General features: G+C 71.2%; 21 protein-coding genes. 10 read left to right on the top strand and 11 right to left on the bottom strand.

All coding sequences use genetic code 11. The annotated features are described in order from the left end of the window. Positions 1-54 precede the first annotated feature (54 nt). The 3 genes from AB0K21_RS09830 (at position 55) to AB0K21_RS09840 (ending at position 3,243) form a co-directional block, all read left to right on the top strand. Positions 55-1,095: a LacI family DNA-binding transcriptional regulator gene (locus tag AB0K21_RS09830; protein ID WP_343964311.1), complete on the top strand. Its 1,041-nt coding sequence runs from the start codon at positions 55-57 to the stop codon at positions 1,093-1,095. A 166-nt stretch (positions 1,096-1,261) separates the two neighbouring features. After that, complete coding sequence (locus AB0K21_RS09835) at positions 1,262-2,569, top strand: DUF6271 family protein (RefSeq protein ID WP_364149074.1); 1,308 nt, start codon at positions 1,262-1,264, stop codon at positions 2,567-2,569. Beyond that, complete coding sequence (locus AB0K21_RS09840; RefSeq protein ID WP_364149076.1) at positions 2,566-3,243, top strand: class I SAM-dependent methyltransferase; 678 nt, start codon at positions 2,566-2,568, stop codon at positions 3,241-3,243. The genes AB0K21_RS09835 and AB0K21_RS09840 overlap by 4 nt, the downstream gene beginning before the upstream one ends. Before the next feature lie 16 nt (positions 3,244-3,259). Here the strand turns inward: AB0K21_RS09840 and AB0K21_RS09845 are convergent, their stop codons facing one another. After that, on the bottom strand, positions 3,260-5,587 hold the full coding sequence (locus tag AB0K21_RS09845) for a tetratricopeptide repeat protein (RefSeq protein WP_364149078.1): 2,328 nt from the start codon (positions 5,585-5,587) through the stop codon (positions 3,260-3,262). 62 nt (positions 5,588-5,649) lie between these two features. On the opposite strand from AB0K21_RS09845, the gene AB0K21_RS09850 reads away from it, so the two are divergent. After that, positions 5,650-6,051 (top strand): hypothetical protein, encoded by a 402-nt coding sequence (locus AB0K21_RS09850; RefSeq protein ID WP_343964303.1) that lies wholly within the window; start codon positions 5,650-5,652, stop codon positions 6,049-6,051. A gap of 18 nt (positions 6,052-6,069) precedes the next feature. On the opposite strand, the gene AB0K21_RS09855 is transcribed toward AB0K21_RS09850, so the two are convergent. Genes AB0K21_RS09855 through AB0K21_RS09865 form a run of 3 tightly spaced genes read right to left on the bottom strand, consistent with a single transcriptional unit; the run spans position 6,070 to position 9,729 of the window. Then, the gene (locus tag AB0K21_RS09855) at positions 6,070-7,662 is read right to left on the bottom strand and encodes a carbamoyltransferase C-terminal domain-containing protein (RefSeq protein WP_364149080.1); all 1,593 of its coding nucleotides are present in this window, start codon (positions 7,660-7,662) and stop codon (positions 6,070-6,072) included. 25 nt (positions 7,663-7,687) lie between these two features. Further along, the gene (locus tag AB0K21_RS09860; RefSeq protein ID WP_343964300.1) at positions 7,688-8,578 is read right to left on the bottom strand and encodes a hypothetical protein; all 891 of its coding nucleotides are present in this window, start codon (positions 8,576-8,578) and stop codon (positions 7,688-7,690) included. Further along, complete coding sequence (locus tag AB0K21_RS09865) at positions 8,575-9,729, bottom strand: Gfo/Idh/MocA family oxidoreductase (RefSeq protein WP_364149083.1); 1,155 nt, start codon at positions 9,727-9,729, stop codon at positions 8,575-8,577. Before AB0K21_RS09865 ends, AB0K21_RS09860 begins: the two co-directional genes overlap by 4 nt. A 128-nt stretch (positions 9,730-9,857) precedes the next feature. Between AB0K21_RS09865 and AB0K21_RS09870 the strand changes: the two genes are divergently transcribed. After that, positions 9,858-10,760, top strand: coding sequence for a TIGR03621 family F420-dependent LLM class oxidoreductase (locus tag AB0K21_RS09870; protein WP_364149085.1), 903 nt, complete (start codon positions 9,858-9,860; stop codon positions 10,758-10,760). Between the two features lie 151 nt (positions 10,761-10,911). Further along, positions 10,912-11,223 carry a hypothetical protein gene (locus tag AB0K21_RS09875; protein WP_343964296.1) on the top strand — a complete coding sequence of 104 codons (312 nt, stop codon included), beginning with the start codon at positions 10,912-10,914 and terminating at the stop codon, positions 11,221-11,223. Between the two features lie 189 nt (positions 11,224-11,412). Here AB0K21_RS09875 and AB0K21_RS09880 read toward each other — a convergent pair whose 3' ends face one another. From AB0K21_RS09880 to AB0K21_RS09895, 4 genes are all read right to left on the bottom strand, one after another. Further along, complete coding sequence (locus tag AB0K21_RS09880) at positions 11,413-12,282, bottom strand: class II glutamine amidotransferase (protein WP_343964294.1); 870 nt, start codon at positions 12,280-12,282, stop codon at positions 11,413-11,415. 56 nt (positions 12,283-12,338) lie between these two features. Further along, a complete protein-coding gene (locus tag AB0K21_RS09885; protein WP_343964292.1) occupies positions 12,339-13,763 on the bottom strand; it encodes a glutamate decarboxylase in 1,425 nt (474 codons plus the stop codon). Positions 13,764-13,873: 110 nt separating this feature from the next. Beyond that, positions 13,874-14,806 (bottom strand): aminoglycoside phosphotransferase family protein, encoded by a 933-nt coding sequence (locus AB0K21_RS09890; RefSeq protein ID WP_343964290.1) that lies wholly within the window; start codon positions 14,804-14,806, stop codon positions 13,874-13,876. Beyond that, positions 14,803-16,170 carry a helix-turn-helix transcriptional regulator gene (locus tag AB0K21_RS09895; RefSeq protein ID WP_343964288.1) on the bottom strand — a complete coding sequence of 456 codons (1,368 nt, stop codon included), beginning with the start codon at positions 16,168-16,170 and terminating at the stop codon, positions 14,803-14,805. Before AB0K21_RS09895 ends, AB0K21_RS09890 begins: the two co-directional genes overlap by 4 nt. Before the next feature lie 237 nt (positions 16,171-16,407). On the opposite strand from AB0K21_RS09895, the gene AB0K21_RS09900 reads away from it, so the two are divergent. After that, positions 16,408-16,908 carry an ATP-binding protein gene (locus AB0K21_RS09900; RefSeq protein WP_343964286.1) on the top strand — a complete coding sequence of 167 codons (501 nt, stop codon included), beginning with the start codon at positions 16,408-16,410 and terminating at the stop codon, positions 16,906-16,908. A 23-nt stretch (positions 16,909-16,931) separates the two neighbouring features. Here the strand turns inward: AB0K21_RS09900 and AB0K21_RS09905 are convergent, their stop codons facing one another. Then, positions 16,932-17,114: a hypothetical protein gene (locus tag AB0K21_RS09905; protein WP_364149088.1), complete on the bottom strand. Its 183-nt coding sequence runs from the start codon at positions 17,112-17,114 to the stop codon at positions 16,932-16,934. A gap of 100 nt (positions 17,115-17,214) precedes the next feature. On the opposite strand from AB0K21_RS09905, the gene AB0K21_RS09910 reads away from it, so the two are divergent. After that, entirely contained in the window at positions 17,215-17,739 is a 525-nt protein-coding gene (locus AB0K21_RS09910) for a hypothetical protein (protein ID WP_343964282.1), read from the top strand. A 65-nt stretch (positions 17,740-17,804) separates the two neighbouring features. Here the strand turns inward: AB0K21_RS09910 and AB0K21_RS09915 are convergent, their stop codons facing one another. After that, on the bottom strand, positions 17,805-20,291 hold the full coding sequence (locus tag AB0K21_RS09915) for a glycoside hydrolase family 3 N-terminal domain-containing protein (protein WP_343964280.1): 2,487 nt from the start codon (positions 20,289-20,291) through the stop codon (positions 17,805-17,807). A 346-nt stretch (positions 20,292-20,637) separates the two neighbouring features. On the opposite strand from AB0K21_RS09915, the gene AB0K21_RS09920 reads away from it, so the two are divergent. Next, complete coding sequence (locus AB0K21_RS09920; protein ID WP_343964278.1) at positions 20,638-22,167, top strand: helix-turn-helix domain-containing protein; 1,530 nt, start codon at positions 20,638-20,640, stop codon at positions 22,165-22,167. Positions 22,168-22,372: 205 nt separating this feature from the next. Continuing rightward, complete coding sequence (locus AB0K21_RS09925) at positions 22,373-23,623, top strand: FAD-dependent oxidoreductase (RefSeq protein WP_343964276.1); 1,251 nt, start codon at positions 22,373-22,375, stop codon at positions 23,621-23,623. Here AB0K21_RS09925 and AB0K21_RS09930 read toward each other — a convergent pair. Next, a complete protein-coding gene (locus AB0K21_RS09930; RefSeq protein ID WP_364149091.1) occupies positions 23,597-24,445 on the bottom strand; it encodes a methyltransferase domain-containing protein in 849 nt (282 codons plus the stop codon). The two genes, AB0K21_RS09925 and AB0K21_RS09930, sit on opposite strands and share 27 nt — an antisense overlap. Between the last annotated feature and the right edge of the window lie 18 nt (positions 24,446-24,463).

Genomic DNA, 24,463 nt, shown 5'->3' on the forward strand with positions numbered 1-24,463 from the left:
CGATCTTGTGGCAAAATTTTCCCCCGGATGGGATCGATCCCAGAAAGAAGGACGATGGCGATCACGCTGAAGGACGTCGCCGCCGCGGCCGGGGTGTCACGCAGCACGGCTTCCCGCGCACTGAGCGGCTCACCGCTGATCGCCCCGGAGACCCGGGTGGCGGTGAAGGAGGTCGCGGACCGGATGGGCTACCGCCCCAACCGCGCGGCCAGCGCACTGCGTTCCAAGCAGTCTCACGTCGTGGGACTGGTGCTGAACAACCTCATCAACGCGTCCTTCCACACCATCGCCGAGGTCGTGCAGCGTCGCGCCGCGGCCGAGGGCTACCAGGTGATGCTCTGCATCACCGACGCGGACCCGCGGCGGGAGGAGTCCTTCCTCCGGACCCTCGCCGCGCACGGGGTGGACGGGCTGATCATGATAGGCACGGGCAGGAACACGGCCATGGCCAACGCGCTGCTCGCCGAGGGCATCGGGGTCGTCAACGTCATCCGCGCCGCCGCCGAGAGCGCCGCGCCGTCGGTGCTCGCCTCCGACCGCGAGGGCGCCCACGCGGCCACCTCACACCTGCTCGACCTGGGTCACGAGCGGATCGGCTTCATCGGCGGCCTGCTGAGCGCCAACTCCGGCCTGGAGCGGTTCGCCGGCTACGAGCAGGCACTGAGGGAACGCGGCCATCAGGTCGACGAGTCACTCGTCGAACGCGGACCGTTCGACTCCGCCTTCGGCGCCGAGGCGACGGAGCGGCTGCTGCGCCGCAACCCGGAGATGACGGCGCTGTTCGCCGCGAACCACGAGGCCGTGTTCGGCATGCTGCCCACCCTCGTCGGTGCCGGCATCGTCATTCCCGAGCAGCTCTCGCTGATCTGCTACGAGGACATCCCCTGGCTGCGCTGGTGGCAGCCGCCCATCACCGTCGTCGACAACGGGGCCGGCGAACTCGGAGATCTCGCCATGAACCTGCTGCTCCAGCAGATCGAACGGGCCGACCGGTCAACGGCTCCGGTACGGACCGGGCGGGCAGGCCGAGCCTACCGGGTGGGCGCCCAACTCGTCCTGCGCTCGTCCTGCGCGAAGCCGTCCGCCCCTCGCTGAGGGACCCGGAACCGCGGCCGTCGCCGGCGGCCTCTCCTGATCCCCAGACGTACGGGCTCTCCCGAACACAGGAGATCTCTCGGACGTACGGAGCATGGACAGGAATGTCGAGGCATCTTACAGTTCGGGAGTGTGCTGATCGCGAGTTTCCCAGTGAGGCTGTGGCATGCCGAAACGGTTGCTCTACGTTCCCACGCACCGTCGCTGTCCCGAGGCCATCGTCTCGTATATGGACGAGAGCCTGTTCCTCTCCCGCGAGTACGGGGAGGAGATCCCCTTCCTGCTCGTCGAGTCGTTTCCGGCCGACTGGATCTCCGAACATGCCGAGTTGCTCGGGCGGCTCAGCGCCGAACGGTCCGTACGGGCCTTTCATCTGACCCCGGAGGGGCGGCGAACCTACGTACGGGCGCTGGTGGAAGCCGCGGCCGATGAACCGGCGGATCGGGATCTGCTGGAAAGGCTCCTGATCCCCCAGGGGGTCTCGTACGGCGCGGGGCCGAACATCGCGGCGTTGGTCGCGGTGGCACTCGACGCCCAGGTGCTGCTGCGCCGGGACTCCGACACGCACCCGACGCCGCGCGGGGAGGTCCTCGCGTTCCCTGGAGAACTGGAACTGCGCGCGCTGACCGGACCGGGGGTGTATTTCGTCGCCAGCACCTACGTGGGAGATCCGCCACTGGACCGGCGCGACCTGCTGTCGGCGGGACCGGAGTTCGTGCGCCGTATCGAGCGTGAGATCAAACCCGGCCTGAGCGATCGGGAGATCGACGAGCTGCTCCGCGAGTACCTGGTCGACGAACCGGCCCGCGCCTACGACTCCGATTTCGTCACCGCCGACCGGCCCGGAAGCGTGGAGATGGGCGTCTCCTGTGTCAAGGAGATCTTCCGTACGGTGCCGGAGATGCCGCTCACCGAGATGCTGGGATCGGACTTCATCCAGCGGAATCTGCTGCTGGCCGTCGGGTACCCGGTGTTGTTCCACTCTCGGAAGGTCCACCACCGCTACGGTGAGACCCGGCGCGGGCGCTCCGACTTCTCGGCCGCGGTCCGCTATGCGGTGCGGGACCTGCGTTACCTGCTGTTCTGGCGGATCTGGAGCGAGCTTGCCGCGCGGGTGGCCGCGCGTCCCGAGGACTTCTGGCGCCCGCCGGGAGAGGTCGACGCGAAACGGTTCGGTACGGCGGCACAGCAGGCGGTCGCCCGGCAGGCTCCATCGCTCCCCGGCATCGCCGCGGAGTTCGGCGCGGCGCACCTGGCCGCAGCGGCGGAGACCGATGGCGATGTCGCGGCACGGCTGAACGCGATCGGTACGGCCGCGCTCGACGAGGTCCACCGTCATGTCACGGAGGTCGCGGACGGATTCGCCGACTACTGTTTCCTGCTGGAGCGCTGGCCCGCGCTGATCGCTGCCGCGTCCCGGTCGGCAGGTCTGGTCAGGGCCCTGGCCCTGGTGGGGGAGGACCGGCTCGGATGACCGACGGCAGGCCGCGCAACAGCGGTCAGGAGGTACCGCACTCGGCCGCCTTCCGGCGGCAGGTCGCCAACGCGATCAGGGCGGCCGAGTTCGAGGCTCGGGAATTCTCCGGGGTGCCGGTCTTCTACGACCAGCCCAGCCTGCTGGAGGCCAGCATCCGTGCCGTGGACCCGGCGCTGGGGTGCTGGGTGGAGCTCGGATTCGGCAGCGCGGAGAGCGCCCTGCAGATCAGGGCCGTCGCCGCACGAGCCGGACTCGCCGTGACGCTGCACGGGTTCGATTCGTTCGAAGGGTTGCCCGAGGACTGGGGAGGTGAGGCGAGGAAGCACGACTACCGGTTCGCCAGGCCCCACCTGGACCTGCCGGACATCCGGGTGCACGAGGGCTGGTTCCACGAGTCGATCCCGAGGGCCCTGCAGGAGCTGGCCTGCCGGGTCGGCTTCGTCCATGTCGACTGCGATCTGTACTCCTCGACGCGCACCGCGTTCGACCTCCTCGGAGACCGTCTCGGGCCCGGGACGGTCATCCAGTTCGACGAGTACTGGAACTACCTTGAGGCCGAGGAGGGAGAGCTCAGGGCGTTCCGTGAGTTCCTCGCCGAGCGGGACCTGGGCTTCCGCTATCTCGGCTACAACGCGAACTACATGCAGGCGAGCGTTCTGCTGGAGAGCTGAGACCGACTCCCTGAGATCAGTTCCCTGAGATCGGCTTCCTGAGCTCCGCCTCGCGGGGCGAACCCACCTCGTGGAACCGGTCGGCGGCCAGCCGCCGGTGCTCGGCGGCGACCCCGGTGTCGCCCGCCTCCGCCCAGGTGTCCCCCAGCAGGGTGAGGATCCGGGCCTGCGCCAGCGCGTCGTCGGCTTCGGCCGCGATCCGCAACGCCTGGTCGAGCCGGGTGACCGCCTCGGCGAAGCGGCCCGCGTCGGCCGCGACGGCGCCCAGCCCCGCGGTGGCCTCGGCCTCGCCGCGCCGATGCCCGTACTCGATGTACGGCGGCAGCGCCCGCGCGAACGCCGCCTCGGCCTCGCCGACCTCGCCCCGGTCACGGTGCGCCCAGCCGAGCCTGATCAGCGCGTCGGACTCGGACAGCTTCGCGCCCTGCTCGCGCGCGATCTCCAGCACCTGCCCGTATAGCCCGGCGGCCGCCTCAGCGCGTCCGCGCACCCGCTGGACGTCCCCGATCGCGGTCAGCGCGTAGCTCTCCCCACTGCGGTCGTGGAACTCACGTTGCATGACCAGCGACCGCTCCGCCTGGGCCAGGGCCTCGTCGAGCCGCCCCAGCTGGAGGTAGCTCATCGCGAGATGGGTGTGGGTGTACGCCACTCCGGTCAGGTCGTCGATCCCGGCCCAGGCCGGCAGTGCCCGTTCGAAGTAGGCGGCCGCCTCGACCATCCGGCCGCGATCCAGGCAGACCTCCCCCATCCCGTTGAGCATGAAGGCGCTCAGCAGCGTGCTGTCCAGATCCGTCGCGATTGCCAGGCCCGCCTCGTAGCAGGCGATGGCCCGGGCCGGGCGGCCCTGGTCCCGGTAGACGTTCCCGAGGTTGCGCAGGATGCACGCCTCGCCCCGCCGGTTGCCCGCCAGCCTCGCCGCCTCCAGCGCCAGTTCGTGGGTCGCCACCCATTCGGCCCAGCGGGCGAGCACCCGGAAATGGTAGTGCAGCGGATCGGCGAGTTCCCAGGTCAGGTCCCACAGCCGGTGTTCGTAGGCCTGCCCGACGGCGGCGACGATGCCCGCCTCCTCGGTGACGAACCAGTCCATCGGCCGGGGACCGACCAGGAGGTCGGCGTCGAGGTCGCGGGGCAGCCAGAGCCTCGCCCGGGGCGCCAGGGCGTCTCGTTTGCTGTTCGGCGACATCAGGTGGAGGGCGCGTTTGGACAGCGCCAGATACCCGCCGAGTACGCGTTCCATGGCCTCGTCCGCGGAGCCGTGGTCACGCAGCCGCTCCTGGGCGAACGAACGCAGCAGGTCGTGGAAGCGGAAGCGGAGCTGCCCCACCGCGTCCTCGCCGACCGCCTCCAGGAGCTGGACGTCGGCCAGCCGCTCGATGAGCTCCTCCGCGACCGCCAGGTCGGAGTCGAGCGCCGCCGCCAGTACCCAGGGGGCGAAGTCGGGTGCCCTGACCAGCCCGAGCAGCCGGAAGGCCGACTGCTCCTCCTCGGTCAGGGCCGCATAGCTCAGGGAGAACGAGGCGCGCACGCTGAGGTCACCGACTTTCAGCTCTTCGAGGCGGTGGTGCTCGTTTTCGAGCCGGATGAGCATCCGGGCCAGCCGCCAGTGCGGCCGGACCGCCAGTCTGGCCCCGGTGATCCGGACCGCGAGCGGGAGGTGGCCGCAGAGCCGCACCAGCCGCTCGGCGGCCTCCGCCTCGGCATCGACCCGAACCGGACCAACGATCTTCCTCAGCAGTTCGAGCGCCGCCTCGTGCGTCAGCACGTCCAGGTCGAAGCCCCGGGCACCCTCCAGCGTGGGAAGGCGCTGGCGGCTCGTGATCAGTGCCGCGCAACCGGGCATGCCGGGCAGCAGCGGCCGGAGCTGGGCGGCGGACGCGGCGTTGTCGAGAACGACGAGCACCCGCCTGCCGTCCAGCAGCCCCCGGTAGAAGGCGGCGCGTTCGGCCGTCCCCGGCGGGATCGCCGGGCCCTGCACGCCGAACGCGCGCAGGAATCCGGCGAGGACGTCCGAGGGGTCAAGGGACTCGGCTTCCGCGCCCCGGAGGTTCACGTACAACTGGCCGTCGGGGAAGAGGTCCCGGAGCCGGTGCGCCAGCCGTATCGCGAGGGTGGTCTTGCCGACCCCGCCCATGCCCGAGATCGCACTCAGCACCACCGTGTCCTCGGCTCCGGCGAGCCAGGAGCGCAGGGTCTCCAATGCCTCCTCACGCCCGGTGAAGTCCGCGAGGTCGGCAGGGAGCTGGTAGAGCCCCGCGGTGATGGTGAACGGCTGGTCCAGATGCTGATGGATGATCAGGTCTCGTCCGGCGACGTAGAGGTCGCGTCCGGCGTGCATCTCGGGCATCGCACCTGCCGCATCGGGAAGGAGTCCAGAGTGACACGAGGATTATCCCCGAGGGGAGCCCGATGATGAAGGCGATTGTCACCAACGTTTCCCGCCGCGACGGAGTACATGTCCTCGAAGCGCGCTACGGCGACTGGCGGATCACCGTTCACCTGCGTCCGGACACCGGGCCGGTGACGGCCGCCGAACTCGCGGAGCCGCTCGGGGCCGTGGCCGCGGCACTCGCGGCGGACCCACCCGGGACCGATACCGGCGGCGTGCTGGAGCGGCCCTGGAACGACGCCGAGGACGCGGCGCTGGTACGCGCTTTTGACGTCTTCCATGACCTCGACACGGTGGCCACCCGCCTGGAACGGACCGCCGGGAGCGTACGGCGGCGGCTGACGCTCTTCGGCAGACTGCCCGCGATGGATCCGGTGACCGGCCGGCTCATCGAGCCGGCGGACGACCGCGCCGTCCCCTGACCTCGGCACGGCCCGCCGTCAGTGCGGCCGGCGTTCGAACAGGGTTCCGTTCACCACCATGGCGTCGAGATCGGCCTCCCGGAACACCGCCATCGCCTCGGCCGGGGTCTCGACGATCGGCTCACCGCGAATGTTGAGCGAGGTGTTCAGAAGCACCGGGGGCGCGCCGAGGCCGGCGAACTCCGCCAGCAGCCGGCCGAGCGACGGGTTGTCCTCCGGGTCCAGCGTCTGGACCCGGGCCGTGCCGTCCACATGGCACACGCCGGCGAGCGTCTTTCTGTGCTCCGGCCGGATGGGCCAGGCGAACTGCATCCAGGGGGAGGCGCAGTCGGCCTCGAAGTAGTCCCCGGCCGCCTCCGCGAGGACCACCGGGGCGAGCGGCCGGAACCACTCGCGCTGTTTGACGCGGCTGTTGATCCGCCGTGCCACGTCGGCGCGCCGGGGGTCGGCGAGGATGCTGCGGTGGCCGAGCGCGCGCGGTCCGAACTCCGCGCGCCCTTCGAACCAGCCGACCACCCCGCCCCAGTCGAGCAGCTCGGCCGTGCGACGCAGGACCTGGTCGTCGATCTCCTCCGTGCCGTAGGTCCGCCCCCGGTACGGACCGACCGGGAAGCGCGCGGTCGATGTCGGCGGGTCGAGTTCGAGTGCGGCGAGGATCGCCGCGCCGAGCGCCGTTCCGTCGTCGCCGGGGGCGTAGACCACATGAACCCGTTCGAACGGGGTGTTCTTTATGATCTTTCCGTTGAACGCGCAGTTCAGCGCGACTCCCCCGGCCAGGCACAGGTTGGGGCAGCCGGTCACCCGCCAGGCGTGGGCCAGCACGTGCAGCAGGACCTGCTCCAGGACCCACTGACCGGCGAAGGCGATGCTCGCGTCGATCTCGAACCCGCCGGACACCCGGTCCGCGCGGATCCGGCGGATCCGCTCGACCACACCGTACGGTCCCTCCAGCGTGATGGTGAAGCGTCCGTCCGGCAACAGCTCGACGGTTTCCATGAGCTCGCCGGTGAACCGGTCGTCACCGTAGGGTGCGAGGGCCATCGCCTTGCCGGCCTGCATGAAGGCGAAGCCGATCCCCTCGGTGACCGCTCGGTAGAGATCACCGAGCGAGTTGGACATCAGCGCCGCCAGGTCGTTGGACGACGCGGCGCCCCGCTTGGCCCCCACCACCTGGCCGAGCTGGGTGAGCTCGTTGCCCCGGCCCAGCATCCAGGTGGTCGTCTCCCGCTCGTGCCGGTCCCCGGCGCCCGGTCCGACGACGCTTCCCGCTCCGTCCACGACCAGCACCACGGCCTCCTCGAAAGGACTGGTGAAGAAGGTGCTCGCGGCGTGCGACCGGTGGTGGTTGACCCAGCGGATCGAGATCTCGGGCTCCCAGCCGCGCAGCTGGGTGAGCATGTCGTTCGCGGCGAAGGCCCGGATGTCCTCGGCCCTCAGGCCTGCCGCGTCCAGGCAGTAGGCGAGGGAGGCCCGGCAGGGGTCGGGGTCCAGCAGCGCGTAGCGGACCCGGCTGAGCCGCTCGTCCTCGATCGCGATGCTGCCGCCGTCCTCGGTGATCAGCCAGGTGGCGAAGTCGTGAATGGAGCCGCCGAACCCCACGACACCCGTCATACCTTCTCCTTCGTTAGGTCTCGCGTTAGGTCTCGGCACTGCCGGCCCACGGGTTGCACAGGTGGACGAGGAGGATCGCGATCGCCCAGCGGTCGGGCATCACCGAGGCGGCGCCCAGCGCCACCGGCGGGGCCGCCCACTGGTACAGCCGCGCCGTGTCCGTGGCGACGAGCAGCTGGGCGTAGGCGAAGATCACGGTGACGACGAGCATGGGCACGACGCGCACGTCGGTGACGAGCAGCGCGAGCAGCCCGGCCCCCCAGGGGGTCAGCATCGCCAGCGGGTCGAACCACCTTCCGGCGTGGTAGAGGCTGCCCGCCCGCCAGGGGTTTCGCATCAGCTCGGACTGCCCGAAGTGGTCCTCGCCGACGGTGCCGGTCAGCCGGCGGATCAACGGGGCGGCAAGACCGGCCAACGGCAGCCAGTGCCAGGCGAAACAGGCGGCGAACAGCGGAGCCGACTCCTTGACGCACCCGGCGACGAGGGCCGCCAGCAGGGCCGGGAACCAGAGCCCGCGCTGGAGGAGAATCGCCGAGCCGAGTGCCCAGGCGAGGGCCGTGCCATCGACGAGCACCGGCCAGCGGAGCTGGATCCGCCAGATTCCCGGCATGCCGCATACCAGCAGGCCACCGATCACCCGCAGGCGCGCGTCGGGGATCCAGGGCTCCATCCACACGGTGACCAGCGGCGGCAGCGCCACCAGGTGCGTGGTCGTGCACCAGCGCCATCGGCGTGGGGAGTCCCCGCACAGCGCGGGCAACAGCCAGCGCAGCATGAACGGCAACGCGACCGGCCGCCCGGATCCCGCCCTCAGGTAGCGCCGGCCATCGGGGCAGACGGCCCGCACCGGCCAGTTGATCAGGCTCAGCCCGAGCAGCGCAAGGGAGAGACCGAGCGACCACAGCGCCGCGTTCACGGATCACCGCACCGATCGCACCACCAGCAACCGGTGGCGTACGGGGCGGCGCCCAGCGGCGCGGGACGGTCGCACCGGGCCCTCAGCCGCACCGGGGAGGTCTCAGGGGTCTCGATGGCCAGCATGGTCTCCATCACGTGTCCGACGAGTTCGCCGGTAAGCCGCTGTTCGGTCAGGCCCCGCAGGGCGTGCGCCATGTCGATGACCCCGATCCCACGTCCTTGCGGCGCGTCCGCCGGATAGGACACGGTCGTCCATCTCGGTGATCGGGCCGTTCTCAGCCGGACCTTGCCGGTGTAGAAGTTCGGGTCGGGGATCGCGAGGGTCCCCTCCGTTCCGAAGATCTCCAAGTGCGGGATCCGGGTTCCCCACACCTCGAAACTCGCCGTCAGGGTGGCGACGGCCCCGGTCTCGAACTCCAGGAGGGCTGCCAGGTGGGTCGGCACGTCCGCGAGGAAGGTCTCCCCGGCGCGCGGCCCGGTGTCGATCGACCGCAACGGTGAGGGCCGGCGATGTGTGCCGACGACGTCGCGCACCGGGCCGAGCAGCCCGACCAGCATGCTCAGGTAGTAGACGCCCATGTCCAGCAGCGGTCCCGCGCCGGGCCGGTAGAAGACCTCGGGGGTGGGACAGCTCCGTTCGTGTCCAGGGGTCAGGAGTGCCGCCGCCGCGCCCAGCGGGTGTCCGATCAGGCCCCCGTCGATCGCGCGGCGGGCGGCCTGGGCGGCGGCCCCGAGTGCGGTGTCGGGCGCGCCGCCCAGCAGCGCGCCGTCCACCGGGGCCGTGGCCAGCAGTTCGTCCAGCTCCGTGGCCGAGGCGGCGAGTGGTTTCTCCGTGTAGACGGACTTGCCCGCCTCCAGCGCCTGACGGGTGATCCCGGCGTGCCACCGCGGCGGGGTCAGGTTGATCACCAGCTCGATCGAGGCGTCCCGCAGCGTCTCAGGCAGGGAGGCCGGCACGGCCCGCGCACAGGACGCGGCCAGCCGCCGGGCCCGCTCGGGGATCGAATCGCAGCAGGCGACGATGTCGATGATCGGCGCCCGGGTCAGGGTCCTCAGATATTTGGCGGAGACGTTCCCGCAGCCGACAACGGCGCATCTGACAGGGGGGACCGGCATGTCTGCCTCGCGTGAGTGGGGCTGCACCGTCATGGCGAATATCTGAAGGCTCTGCTCTTATTAGAGGAGAAAGTCGGAGAATGACAAGGAAAAATCCGGTTCTACCACCGGATGACATTTACGGAGATGCCGTGGCGGAAATTCGGCCATTCCGTTTTGGGGTGGAGACGGAGGGTGCCCGGAACGCGGCCCGCTGGCGGGACACCGCCCGCGCGGTCGAGGACCTCGGCTACCGGACGCTGCTCGTCATCGACCATCTCAGCGACCAGCTCGCACCGGTTCCGGCGATGCTGGCGGCGGCCGACGCCACGACGACGCTGAGGGTCGGCTCGCACATGCTCGCCAACGAGTTCCGCCATCCGGCGTTGCTGGCGAAGGAGGCGGCCACCGTCGACCTGCTGTCGGAGGGGCGGCTGGAGCTCGGCCTCGGGGCGGGGTGGAACCGCGCCGAGCACGACCGGATCGGGGTCGAGCTGCCCGCCCCGCCCACCCGGGTGGACCGGCTGGCCGAGGCGATCGCCGTCGTCAAAGGTCTGTTGGAGCACGAGTCGTTCAGCTTCTCCGGCCGCCACTACACCCTCGACGAGGTGGCCGGACTACCGCGGCCGGCGCAGCGGCCGCGGCCGCCGCTGATGGTGGGCGGCGGCGGGCGGGCGATCCTGTCGCTGGCCGCGCGCGAGGCCGACATCGTCGGCCTGAACGCCAACCTGGCGTCGAGCCGTTCGGACGCCTCCAGCGCGGCGACCATGACCGGGGCGGCCACCGCCGCCAAGGTGGAGTGGATCCGGGCTGCGGCCGGATCCCGGTTCGACGCGCTGGAACTCAGCGTCCGGGTCTACTACACGGCGGTGACCTCGGACGCGGAAGCGGCGGCCGAGGGACTCGGCCCGCTCACCGGGTTGCCGGTCGCCGAAGCGCTGCGCTCACCCCACCTGTTGCTGGGCGACACCGAGCGGCTGGTGGACTCCCTCCAGGAATATCGCGAAATATATGGTATTTCCTATTTTGTAATTACGGCCGATGCCTATGAGGCGTTCGCCGGGGTCGTCGCCAGGCTGGGATAGCCGAGACAGATGCGGATTTCAGGGATTCTGTTCCGGCCGTCTTCGCCCTAGTCTGATCCCACAGTCGTCGGCATAGGGACGGTTTCTAATGGACATAGCCGCGGTGTCGTCCGCCGTTGCCCTCATGGCCGCTGGCGGCGCGGTCACGACTGTGGGCGAACAGATGGCCCTGGAGGTGATCGAGCGGATCCGCGCGAGGATCCGCTCGATCTTCGGCTCCGACGAGCGCTCCACGGAGACACTGGACCAGGCGATCGAAGAGCCCGGCGACGAGGGCCGGGTCAGGTCGCTGGCCGAGGCACTGTCCTGGTACGCGCGGCGAGACGAGGAGTTCGCCGCCGAACTGGAGGGATGGGCGCGCGACCATCCGGTTCCGGCGCCCCTCGTGCAGAACATCCACGCGGGCAGGGACGCCTACACGGCCGGCCGGGACATGACGGTCGACCAGCGATCGGCCCCCTGAGACCGTCGGCTCCGGGCTGACTGCAGGCTTGATGCCCCGGCTCACCCGGCCGGCGGCATCCTGCCTCGCTCAGCCGCCGGACCCACCGGGCGATGGCACGGACCAGGAGGCCGGGTACGCCTTGTGGACCGCGCGGAAGTCGGCCTCGCCTCCGGGTGCGGCTCGATGTCGCGACCTGGGAACCCGTTCTCAGGTCGCCTGCTGTGAGGCCGCGGCCTCCGGGCGCAGGTCGGCGAGGCCCAGCCGGTGGGCCGGCTCCTCCGGCAGCACGACCCGGCGGGTGGGGCTGAGGTCCGGTCCGATGTGGAACAGCTCGCCGGGCTCCATCAGGTGCCACTGGGGATGGTCGTCCATGCGTTCGCTGGCGACCACGGACGCGGAGACGCCCGCCAGGTCGCGGGAGCGGACGCGCATCCGGTCGTTGCTGCCGCTGTGGTCGAGGTGCCGGACGCCATGCTGCCCGCCGGCGGCACGCCGGAGCACGTAAAGCCGGTGGGTGTCGGGATAGCGCAGCGCCCACAGGTCCCGCGGCGTGGTGAGGACCAGGTTGAGGGCGTAGACGGGCAGGTTCCTGGCGACCCAGCGCGCGGCGCTCTCGATGCCGGCGGCGACGTCGCCGCCGTGCGCCCTGGTCTCACGGGTGATCAGCGCGAAGAAGCGCTCCGAGTCGGTGTCCCCCCGGACCAGTTCCCGGTCCTTCCCCAGTTCCGCGTCGAGGTCGTCCAGGCCCTCGATCACCCCGTTGTGCGCGAAGAGCCGCCCGTCCTGCAGGAAGGGGTGCGTGTTGCGCACCTCCAGGTCGCCGGTGGAGGCGAAGCGGATGTGCGCCAGAAAGGTGCTGGACTCCACCTCCTTGGCCTCCTCGGCGAAGCACCGGTCCTCGTAGGCGGCGATGGGGGCCTTGTGCATGTGCGGGGTGCCGTCGGCGTCGAAGTAGCCCAGCCCGGTCCCGTCGGGGTCGCGGTGGCTCTGGCGACTCAGGCTGTCCGGGGCGTCCAGCAGCCAGAAGGTGGCACGCGTACGTTCAGGGGTGCTGCTCAGGCCGAACAGACGGCACATCCCAAGGTTCTCCTTCTCCGTCGTCTCCGCTCCGGCCCGTACCCGGCCCGGCGCCGTCAGCCGTGGTGCCGGGACCGCACGGCCCCGGCGCCGTGCGCGAAACCACCGGCGTCCTCGGCGGTGTGACGCGGCCGGTCCTGGTCGGAAAGGCGGGGCAGGACCCGGCGCAGGTCCTGCAGCAACAGGTCGGCCAGGTCGTTGCTGAAACCGTTACGGACGACGACGCGCAGCACCGCCAGGTCCGTGCGGTTCTTCGGAAAGGTGTAGGCGGGCACCAGCCAGCCGCGCTCGCGCAGCGCGGCGGAGACGTCGAAGACCGTGAAGTTGTCGATTCCCTCCCGTACCCGGAAGGCGAACACCGGAGCCTGGCCGCCGTCGGTGACCAGCTCGAACCGGCCCAGCCTGGCGATCTCCCCGGACAGCCGGGTCGCCACGTCCCGGCAGGTCTGCTGGACCCGGCGGTAGCCGTCGAAACCCAGCCTCAGGAAGTTGTAGTACTGCGCGACCACCTGGGCACCGGGGCGGGAGAAGTTCAGCGCGAAGGTCGGCATGTCCCCGCCGAGGTAGTTGACGTGAAAGACCAGGTCGTCGGGGAGCGCCTCGGAGTCACGCCACAGCACCCAGCCCACCCCCGGCATCACCAGCCCGAACTTGTGCCCGGAGGTGTTGATCGACGCCACCCTCGGCACCCGGAAATCCCAGTGCAGGTCGGGGTCGAGGAAGGGCGCGATCATCGCGCCGGAGGCGCCGTCCACGTGGATCGGCACGTCGAGTCCGGTACGGGCCCGCAGGTCGTCCAGGGCCGCGGCGATGTCGGCGATGGGCTCGTAGCTGCCGTCGTAGGTGGAGCCCAGGATGGCCACCACCCCGATGGTGTTCTCGTCGCACAGCTCGACGGCGGTCTCCGGGCTCAGGTGGTACCGGTCGCCCTCCATCGGCACGTACCGGGGCTCGACGTCGAAGTAGTCGGCGAACTTCTCCCAGCAGATCTGCACGTTGACGCCCATCACCAGGTTGGGCCTCCCGGCCGGGCGCCCCTCCGCCTGGCGCCGGTGCCGCCAGCGCCGCTTGAGCGCCAGACCGCCCAGCATCGCCGCCTCGCTCGACCCGGCCGTCGAACAGCCCACCGCGCGGTGGGGGTCCTCGGCGTGCCAGAGCCGGGCGAGCATGTCCACGCACCGGATCTCCAGCTCCGCGGTCTGCGGATACTCATCCTTGTCGATCATGTTCTTCTCGGCGCACTCGGCCATCAGCCGCCGCGCCTGCGGCTCCGCCCAGGTGGTGACGAACGTCGCCAGGTTCAGCCGCGCGTTGCCGTCCAGCATCAGCTCGTCGTGCACCAGCTGGTAGGCCGTCTCCGGCTCCATCTCCCCGTCGGGCATGGCGTAGCGCGGAACCCGGAGCGGCTCCCGGCTGAAGATCGGGTTGACCTCCAGATCGCGGCTTCCCCGCCCGGTGTGACCGGGCCGCCTCAGCGGCATCGCCCCACCCCTCCCCCGCCGACCACTGCCCTCACCTGGGCTTTCCCCCTAGGCTGGGTACCCGTGCAGCCGCCGTACGACACCAGCCGCCGGTGATCCGCCCGGCTCGATCACCGGTACGGCTGCCACCTGACCGTCTGGTCGCGGGCCTTGAAACTGCGCATGCGGTGTTCCCACTGCGACCGGATACCCGGGTTGCTGCGCAGCACGGGCAGGACGCTGGTGACCAGCTTCAGCTCGCGGAGGCGGCGCAGCACCGGGAAACCGCGCCAGCGGGTGACGTCGAAGCCGTAGCCCTCGGCGAGCGACGTGTGCTCGTCGGCCGGGTAGTCCATCCGCAGGCGGCCGACCGCCACCGGGGCGAGGTCCCACTCGCGCGGGCCTGTCCCGGTGCTGTCGAAGTCGCACAGCACCGGCCCCCTGGGCCCGGCGATGACGTTGCCCATGAACACGTCACCGTGGATGACCCCGGCGGGGAGCGCGTAGTCGAGCGCGGCGAGCCGCTCCTCGACCTCGTCGCACTCGTCCAGCAGGAAGGCGTGGTCGCCCGCGGACAGGTCCTCCGGTTCGGCGAGCCGCTGACGGACCTCGGCCATCGGGGCCCACTCCGGCAGGTCCACCGGCGGGTCCGGCAACCTGTGCAGGCGTCTGAGCAGGATGGCCAGCTCGCCGCCGCCGGGGCGCGGGCCCACCTCGGGGACGTGCTTCCACAGCGTGACCAGGTGGCCCTCCACCTGGAGCGGCTGCTCGCAGCCCGGCAGGAGCCGTACCGCGGGGAAGTCGTGGTCGGCCAGCCAGCGGGCGACCCGCACCACGGTCGGCACCCGCGAGCGGGCGGCCGAGGATCCGGCGATGCGCACCACGACGGGCGCCCGGCGCAGGCGGAAGACCGCGTTGTTGGTGAACTTGATCAGCTCGGCGTCACCGGACGCGAGCCCGGCCCGGTCACAGACGGCTGCCAGCAGCGAGTGGAGCCGATCGCGGGTGAGACCGCCTGCCTGACCGGCGGCGTGCTCTGCGGCGTGGTCGGTGGTCATCGTCATGCCGCACGCACCACCGAGATGCGCCGGGCGAGGTCCTGGGCGTCACCGGCGTGCGCCCGCATCATGGCGACCGCCTGCAGCGGCGCGAGACGGTCGGTGATCCGCATCGAGCGGATCTCGGTCGCCAGGGTGACCGCCTCGTTGCCGTTGGCGATCCCGGCGGTCATGTCACCGGCTCTGAGCTGCACCGTCGCCAGAGCGGTCAGCTCGAAGGCCCTGCTCCTGGCCATGCTCGGGTCGCGCTGCCCGAGCGCGTCGGTGAGGAAGCGTTCGGCGATGCCGAGGTGGGTGTCGAGGTGGGTCTCGGCGAGGTCGGCGTGCACCATGCCGCTCGTGGCGTCGAGGTCGGCGGCGCCGAAGAAGCTCACCCAGGCCGGGGACTCGCGGTCACGGGCGCGAGCCAGCTCGTCGGCCGCCCGGTTGATCGATTTGAGCGCGAGATCGCTGTCGCCCAGCAGGGCGTAGGCCCACGCCTCGTTGGCGAAGAGCATCGCCACGGTCCGCTCGCAGCTGGCGTCCTGCGCGCAGATCTGTCCGAGCTGGAAGAACCGCAGCGCGTCAAGGATGCGGTCGCAGTGCAGGTGGACGCGGCCCATCCGGTACAGGACGTTGGCCGCCAGCGAGGAGTTCCTCGCGTGTTTGGCCTGTTCGAGCGCGCGGGCCAGGTGGCTTCTGGCCGAGCCGTACAGGCCGACGTCGAAGGAGGTCCAGCCCGCGAGGTTGTGCTGGTCGGCCAGTGCCTGGTGCAGGCGGAGGGTGACCGACTCCGGGCACGAGGCCCGGAGCAGCCGCTGCGACCAGGCCAGCTGTGCCACCACCGCGTCGCGGCAGACCCCGCCCCCGTGCCGGTAGTCCAGGGCGCGCAGCGTGCGGGTCACCGTCTCGATCTGCTCGACGTCGGCCATGCCGATACGGTGCGGGACGGGGGTCTCCGTGGGCGTGACCGGCTCGATCCACTCCTCCGCGTTCCCGGACGCCGCGCCGATGGTCACCTGCGCGGCGTGCGCGAGCAGGCGGCGCACCTGCTCGTCCTCGTTGGAGTCGTCGCGCTGATCGGCCGCCGCCGGGACCGGTGTGGTGCAGGAGGCGTCGTAGGCCAAACCCATGTAGCCACGGGGAATGCCCAGACCGTCGGCGATCCGGCCCAGCACGTCGTACGCCATCACCTGGCGGCCCTTGAGGATCTCGGATATCTCCGACTGGGACTGCGCGGTGAGGGCGGCGATGTGACGTTGCGAGACGCCGATCCGCTGCAGTAACCGGTACACGGTGGCCATGTCGCGGGCGGCCAGAGCCTGTCGCATCTGTGGGCGTTCCCAGAGTGCGGGGTCGACTTCCCGCGCGTTCACGTTGCTGACGTTCATCCGCTCTTCCCACGGCCGAGTTCCCTTGCCGCCAAGGTAACCGGCGATACGACGTCGCCGGAGCCGTATCGGTGCGACCGATCACCCAAGGTGATCGGCTCGACCTATCACCCGACCGATCTGCGGACAGTATTGGTCCTGCGACTCTCCGTATATCGGCCTTGTCCCTCAGGATGGGGGATTCAGACCAGCGAGCGCGATCCCGCGGCCCTGGTGTCCTACTCGATAGGAGCAACGATGCTCACCGAGCACGCTCCAGCTCTGGAGGTCGGCGTGCGCGGCAGGCACCGCGGACGCTTTCGAGTGACCGCCTGGTGTCTCCCCCCGGGCAACGCCGCCCGCCGGGCCCGCAAGCTGCTGCACGACCTGCTGTCCCGGCCGCCCTTCGCCCCCGACGACGTCGCCGACCTGGAGGTCGTGGTGACCGAGCTCGCCACGAACGCCGGCAGTTACGCCCCCGGCCCCTACGAGCTGCGTGTCCTGCACGACCGCGAGCTGCCGATCAGGGCCGAGGTCGCCGACGCCGGCGGCGGGGTCCCGCTGATCGAGCGCCTGCTGCGCCGCCCGTTCACGCTCCCCGGCCACGTGGACGAGCTGTCACTCGGCGGACGGGGCCTGCGGATCGTCGAGGAGTACACCTCCGGGCGCTGCGGGGCGCGCTGGACCCGGCTGTGCGGCACCGGGCAGATCGGAACCGGTGTCTGGTTCGACCTTCCGGTGCACCGTCCCCGGCCGTGAGCGCGCCCCGGCGGGGCACGGGTTCACCGCCCGGACCTCGCCAGGCGCTCCACCTCGTGCCGCTCCAGGCAGGCCGGCGCTCCGCGGTAGTGGGTCTCGGCCTCGCCGTAGCGGCCGAGTTCCTTGCGCAGCACCCCAGGGCCGGCCGCACCGCCGCGCCCACCGCTCACCCTCGGCGTACCGGCCGCGCCTTCGGCGGTACACACCGAGCGGCAGGCACCGGCTGATCACCTTGATCGGGAACATCTCGGCTGGTTCGTTGTTGTGCCGGACTCCGTGGGAGTGTTGCGGCTTATGAGTAGGTCGTTGAAGATGACACACATCCTGCTGGTGGCCGCGTTCGCCGCCGGCCTTTCCGCCTGTTCGGCGGAGGACGGCTCGTCCGCCTCCTCCACCGCTCCGGCCGTCTCCGCCTCTCCCACCGGATCCGAGAGCACCCCCGCCCCTGCCGTCACCGTCACCGTCACCGCGGAGCCCTCGCCTCCGGCAGACTCGACCGACCCCCCCGCCGAGCCCGGGAGGGACGAGCAGGGCGACGGCGCCGGGGACACCGGACCGGCCGTCTACCTGCTCGGACCACTCGGCACGAGTCTGGGACAGCCGGGCTGGATCACCGTGCAGACCGGTGACGGCGATGTGCAGTCGGTCATGCTCAGCCCGGACGCGGTGGTGCTCGACGCGCGGGGGACGATCTGCGACACGGGCAAGGTCCCGCACAGGTGCACCGCGGCACAGCTGGAGAGGGCGCTCAACGCGCGAAAGCCCCTGAACGCCAAGGTGATGCTCCAGGGCGGGGTGGCGGTGAGGATCGAGGCGACCACCGGGAAGTGACCGGGGCCGGCGGACCCACGCGTTCGGCCGCGTGGGTCCGCCGGTCGGCCGCGGGGAGGTGCGGGTCAGCCCACCGTGCAGGGTGCGCCGTTCAGGGTGAACTCGGTCGGCCTGGGGTTGGCACCGGTGTAGGTGCCGTTGAACCCGATGCCGGTCGAGGCGTTGGGCGCGATGTTCGCGTTCCATGACAGGTTCGTCGCGGCGACGGCGGTGCCCGACTGCGACCAGGTCGCCGACCAGGCGGGCAGGGTGACCTTCTGGTCGCCGGGGAAGGCGAACCGCAGCGTCCAGCCGTTGACGGCCGAGGTGCCGGTGTTGGCGATGGTCAGGTTGGCGCTGAAGCCACCTCCCCAGTCGTTGACCGTGTAGGTGACCTTGCAGGTGCCGTTTTCGCCGCCACCGCCACCCGTGGTCGCGGTCACCGCGGCCGAGCGGGCCGAGCGGTTGCCCGCCGCGTCACGCGCGTACACCGCGAACGTGTGGGCGGTACTCGCCGCCAGCCCGGTGACGGATGCCGAGTTGGTCGTCGGTGTCGCCACCGTGGTCTCGGTCGTGCCCTGCACCCGCACCACGTCGTAACCCGTCACGCCGACGTTGTCGCTGGACGCCGTCCACGTCAGGTTCACCGACGACGAGGTCACGTTCGACACCGTCGGGGTGCCCGGCGCCGTCGGCGGGCTGGTGTCCGCGGCGGACTCGTAGGTCAGCCCGTATCCGTAGGGGAAGAGCGGGGTCTTGCCGTCCCCGTCGTTGATCGGCTGCTGGCCGGCGCTGTTCATCCAGGTCACCGGGAGCCTGCCGGTGGGCTGGGTGAGGCCGAAGAGCACGTCGGCGACGCCCTGCCCCTCGGTGCCCGGCAGCCAGGAGGCCACCAGCGCGTTCCACCCGGAGAGCTGGGAGGATATGTCCAGCGGGCGGCCGGAGACCAGGACCACGATCACCGGCACCCCGGAGGCGCGCAGCGTGTTGATGGTGTTCAGGTCCGCGCCGTCCAGCCCCATGGCCCCGGTGCGGTCTCCCTGACCTTCCGCGTACGGAGTCTCGCCCACCACCGCGATCGCCGCCCGGTAGGAGGAGTCGATGCCGCTGCCGTTCTGGTTGTAGGTCACCGTCGTGGCGGAACCGACGGTGTCGCGGATCCCCTGCAGGATGGTGGTGCCGGGGGTGATGTTCCCCGACGAGCCCTGCCAGGAGATCGTCCAGCCGCCGCTCTGGTGGCCGATGTTGTCGGCGCTCCTGCCCGCGACGAAGATCTTGCCGCCGCCGGTGGCCAGCGGCAGGATGTTCCCGCCGTTCTTCAGCACCACCTGTGACCTCGCCACCGCCTGGCGGGCCAGGGCGCGATGCGCGCCGCTGCCCACGGTCGAGGTGTAGGTCCGGTCGGCCAGTGGCCGCTCGAAGAGTCCCAGCTCGAACTTCTTGGTCAGGATGCGCCTCGTGGCGTCGTCGACGCGGGACAGCGGCACCCGCCCCGCCTGCACCTCGGCGCGGAGCAGGTCGATGAACTGCCGCCAGGCCTCGGGCTCCATCACCATGTCGATGCCGGCGTTGATCGCGGTTCGCACGTCGACGGCGGAGAGCCCGAGGGCGCCGTCGATCTGGTCGACGCCGTTCCAGTCGGAGACGACGAAGCCGGTGAAGCCCAGTTCGTCCTTGAGCACCGAGGTGACCAGATACCGGTTCCCGTGCAGTCTGCTGCCGTTCCAGCTGCTGAACGAGACCATCACCGACCCCACCCCGCGCTCCACCGCGGCCCTGAACGGCGGCAGGTGGACCGCCCGCAGCTCGGTCTCGGTCAGCTGCGCGTCGCCCTGGTCGACGCCGTTCACGGTGCCTCCGTCGCCGACATAGTGCTTGGCGGTGGCCAGTACCGAGGCCGGCCCGTTCAGCGTCGCGCCCTGCGTGCCCGTGATGAAGCTCGTCATCGACGAAGGGATCTCCGGCAGTTCCCCGAAGGACTCGTAGGTGCGGCCCCACCGGTCGTTGCGCGCGACGCAGACGCAGGGGGCGAAGTTCCAGTCGACACCCGTCCCGGTGACCTCCTCGGCGACCGCCCGGCCGATCTGCTGCACCAGGGCGGGATCCCGGGTGGCACCGAGCCCGATGTTGTGCGGGAAGATCGTCGCACCGACCACGTTGTTGTGGCCGTGCACCGCGTCCACGCCGTAGATCATGGGGATGCCCAGCGGCGTCGCGAGGGCGGCGTTCTGGTAGCCGTCGTACATGTTCGCCCAGGAGGTGGCGTTGTTGGGCGAGGGCGCCGAACCGCCGCCGGACAGCACCGAGCCGAGCCGGTAGGTGGTGACGTCGGAGTTGCCGACCGAGCCGCGTTCCGCCTGGGTCATCTGGCCGATCTTCTCGTCCAGCGTCATCCGCGAGAGGAGGTCGGCGACCCTGGTCGCCACCGGCAGGCCGGGATCCTGGTAGGGATTCACGGCCGCCGTCGCCGTCGCCGGGACGGACATCCCGGCCGCCAGCAGCAGCGCGGCGAGCCCGGCGCGGAGACGGCGGCCCGGCCGGCCGAGCCGATCGGTCAGGAGGGAGGTGCGCACATCGGGCCCCTTCGGGGAGGTCTTCCGGAAAAGCGGGTCGGACGGCTTGCGCCGGCCATCGTGGGAGCGCTCCCACACCTCGCACCATAGAATGCGGCCCCCCGCGGGCCAAGGGACCTCCACCTCCCCACCGGCCTGCCGGCCCGGCACTCACCGGGCCACCTGGACGGACTCACCCCGGCCCGCCAGCCGCCCGGTGAAAATTTCACCGCCGGACCAGGCACCGACGGACCCCGCCCTCGGCGGTTCCCACCGGATCGCCGTACCGTCGAACTGCTAGAACGGTGTTCATGCCACAAGCCCGCCGGCAGGCGGGCACGGCAGAGAGCATGCAGAGGTCGCGTAGATGTTGAAGCTGGACCGGTTGGTGAACGTTCTCGGCGGCTACGGGGCTCGGCTCTGCTGCGCTCCGGCGTCGCGGGACGTCGAGCTGCGCAGCGTGGTGGTACATGATCCGACCGACACCCGCCCCGCGACCGGTGACGTGTTCCTGGCGGTGGGCGTGGAGTCGGCGTCCGACGCCGTACGCCTGGCACGGGCGGCGCGGGCCGTCACGGTGCTGGTGCACGGGAACCCTCCCCTCGACGAGGGCACGCTGGAACAGGCCCTCGCCGACGGGATCGCCGTGCTGCTCGTCGAACCGGCGGTGTCCTGGAGCCAGCTCCTCGGCGTGGTGTACGGCCTGGTGCTCGAAGGCAGCCAGACCGGGCGGGGGCCGAACGATCTGCTGGCCTTCGCGGACACGCTCGCGGCCGAACTCGGCTACGCGGTGACGATCGAGGACCAGATGTCGCGGGTCCTGGCCTACTCCGGCTCGCAGCAGACCGCCGATCCGGCCCGGCTGGAGACGATCCTGGGCAGGCGGGTGCCGGACGCCATGCGCCGGCTGTTCGAGCGGGAGGGCGTCTTCGCCCATCTGGCGACCTCCGACGAGCCGCTGTTCGTCGACCCCTCACCGGCACACGGTCTCAGAGGCCGCATGGTGGTCGCGGTGCGGGCGGGGCGCGAGTTGCTGGGATCGATCTGGGTCGAGTGCGAGAGCCCGCTGTCCGACACGCGCCGGACCATCCTGGAGGACGGGGCGCGGGCGGTCGCGCTGCACCTGCTGCGCTCCCGGGTCAGTGCGGACCTGGAGCGTCAGGTGGAGTCCGATCTCGTCATCCAGCTGCTGGAGGGGACCGCCGACACGGCCGCGGTGATCAGCAGGCTCGGCCTGCCCCGGGAGCGGTTCCGGGTGATCGCGCTCCAGGCGCACATCGCCGAGGAGCGGCATGCCGCGATCCTGCTGGCCTTCGAACGCGCGACCACCGGTTTCGGCTGGTCGCGAGCAGGACGGAGCGCACTGTTCGGCAACACCCTGTACACGGTGCTGCCCTGTGACAACGATGCCACGCCCGCCCTGGACTGGCTCGCCGCGATCGCGAACGTCCTGCCGCGGCGGGTCACCGTGCTCGCCGGTGTCGGCGGCCCGGCGGGACCCGCCCAGCTGGCCGCGAGCAGGCAGGAGGCCGACGAGAGCCTCGCCCTCCGGGCGATGCGGCCCGCCGGTGCCCCGGCGGTCGTCTACGACGAGGCGTGGGACGAGATCCTGCTGCAACGCCTCCGGGCCGCCGCCTCGGCGGGGCGTACCCCCGCCCGCGGGCCGGTCGCCGAGCTGACCCGGCATGACTCCGAGCACGGCACCCAGTACATCGCGACGTTGCGCGCGTGGCTGGAGGCGCAGGGCGACCTGGCCGTCGCCGCCGGCCGCCTCAGTGTCCACCCGAACACGGTCCGCTACCGGCTGCGGAAGATGGCCGAGATCACGAACCTCCAGCTCGAACTGCCGGAGAAGCGGCTGGCGATGATCATCGCGCTGGCGGTCGGCCGGACCTAGACCCGCGGCGGGGCACCGTCCGGCCGGTGCCCCGCGGAGCGGAGGAGGGAACCGCGGTGGGCGCCGGATCCGGGGCCCAGCCCCCGGCGCTTGTTCTCGCACGACAAAACACACCATTGCGCTTGTCCGAAATGCACACACCACTCTCCGGCCAGGCCAGCGATCCTCGAAAGAGGCAATGAATATCAGAGTGGAGAAAATGGTCATGGGCATCGACGGTGGGCCGCGTACGGCAGTGGTGATCGGCGCCGGCGTGGTGGGGTTGTCCACCGCGTGGTTCCTGCAGGAGCGCGGCGTGGAGGTCACGGTCGTGGACCGGGACGACGTGGCCGCGGGCGCGTCGTGGGGCAACGCGGGCTGGCTCTCCCCCGGGCTGGCCATCCCGCTGAACGAGCCCGGCGTCCTCCGCTACGGCCTGCGCTCCCTGCTCGACCCGAGCGCCCCGCTGCACATCCCGGCCACCCCCGACCCGGCGCTGCTGTCGTTCCTCACCCGGTTCGCCGCGAACTGCAGCTGGAAGTCCTGGGGCCGTGCCGTACGGGCCAACCTCCCGTTCAACGAGGAGTGCCTGGAGGCGTTCGACGTGCTCACCGCGAACGGCGTCGAGGCCCCCACGGTCGAGGCCCCGATCATGGCCGCCTTCGAGACCCCGCGGCAGGCGGTGGCGCTCCTGCACGAGCTTCGGCGCATCAACGAGTCCGGCCTGGAGATCAAGTACAGCGCGTTCGAGGGTGACGACCTCGGCAGGCAGGCGCCGCAGCTCTCCTCGCGCGCGCGGGCCGGGATCCGGCTGGACGGGCAGCGCTACGTCGACCCCGGGGAGTTCACCCGGTCGCTCGCCCGCTCCGTCGTCGCCCGGGGCGCCACCATCCGGTCCGGCTTCCGGGTGATCGACGTCTACTCCCACTCCGGCGGGATCGCCGTCCGGTCGGCTGACGGGGACTCCGTCAGCGCCGACGCCGTCGTGCTGGCCACCGGCGCGTGGCTGAACCAGCTCGGCGCCTCCTGGGGCGTCCGGGTGCCGGTACGCGCCGGACGCGGCTACTCGTTCACCGTGCCGACGGACGAGCCCGTACCCGGGCCGATCTACCTGCCCGCCGTGCGGGTGGCCTGCACGCCCTACCAGGGCAAGCTGCGCGTCGCCGGCACGATGGAGTTCCGGGACGCCGACGCCCCGCTGTACCAGAGGCGCGTCGACGCGATCATCGCGTCCGCCCGGCCGCTGCTCAGCGGCGTCTCCTGGGAGGAGCGCACCGACACCTGGGTCGGCCCGCGCCCCGTCACCCCCGACGGCAGGCCGCTGATCGGCGCCACCCGCGCCCCCGGCAGGTACGTCGCCGGCGGCCACGGCATGTGGGGGTTCACCCACGGGCCGGTCACCGGTCGCATGCTGGCCGAGCAGATCACCACCGGAAAGCAGCCCGCGGCCCTACGGGACTTCGACCCCGTCCGCTGAGGCGGGACGGTCCGGCCCTCGGGCGGTGATCAGAACGCTGCCCGAGGGGATCGTGGCCCAGTCGGCGATGCCGTCGCGGATCCAGGCCACGGTCCCCGCGCCGTACTCGGCCGCCAGCTCCGCGCGATGGGTGTCGAGCCGCTCCAGGATCCGCCGGTAGAACGGTTCGGTGTACTCGGTGAGGTCCTCGACGGCGTCGACGCCGAGACCGGCGGCGCGCAGGATCTCCACATACGTCCCGGCCTGCTCGATGGAGTGGACCTGGAACATCTCGAAGTACGCCGCCAGCCGAGGCCGCAGCTCGCCGGTGACGGGAACCTGCAGGCACGGGGCCTCCACCACCAACCGGCCACCGGGCCGCAGCACCCGGACGAGCTCGGCGAAGAGCGGCTCCGGCGCGAAGTGCGGCGTCGACTCGAAGACCAGCACCGCGTCGAACGCGCCGTCGGGGTAGGGCATGGCCAGCGCGTCGCACCGTTCGAAGGAGACCAGCGGTTCCACGCCCCGTTCGCGCGCCCACGCCCTCCCTCGTTCCAGCGCCCGCTCGTCGACGTCGATCGCCGTCACCCGCGCCCCGGTGCGTTCCGCCACCGTCACCGCGGGACGCCCGTTCCCACAGCCCACGTCCAGCACCAGCTCACCGGCCCGCGCGTCCAGGCGGTCGACCACGACCCCGGTCAGCCGGTCGGTGGCCTCCTCGATCGGCGTGTCGTCGTCGGGCCCCGACCAGTAGCCGTAGTGCAGGTCGAGCCCGCCGACCTTCTCCGTCAGCGAGGCCAGGTAGTCGTAGGAACCCGTGGTGGGACAGGGCGTGCTGGGCATCTTTCCTCCGTACACCGA

Source organism: Streptosporangium sp. NPDC049248, assembly GCF_040678965.1.
GTDB classification, from domain to species: domain Bacteria; phylum Actinomycetota; class Actinomycetes; order Streptosporangiales; family Streptosporangiaceae; genus Streptosporangium; species Streptosporangium fukuiense.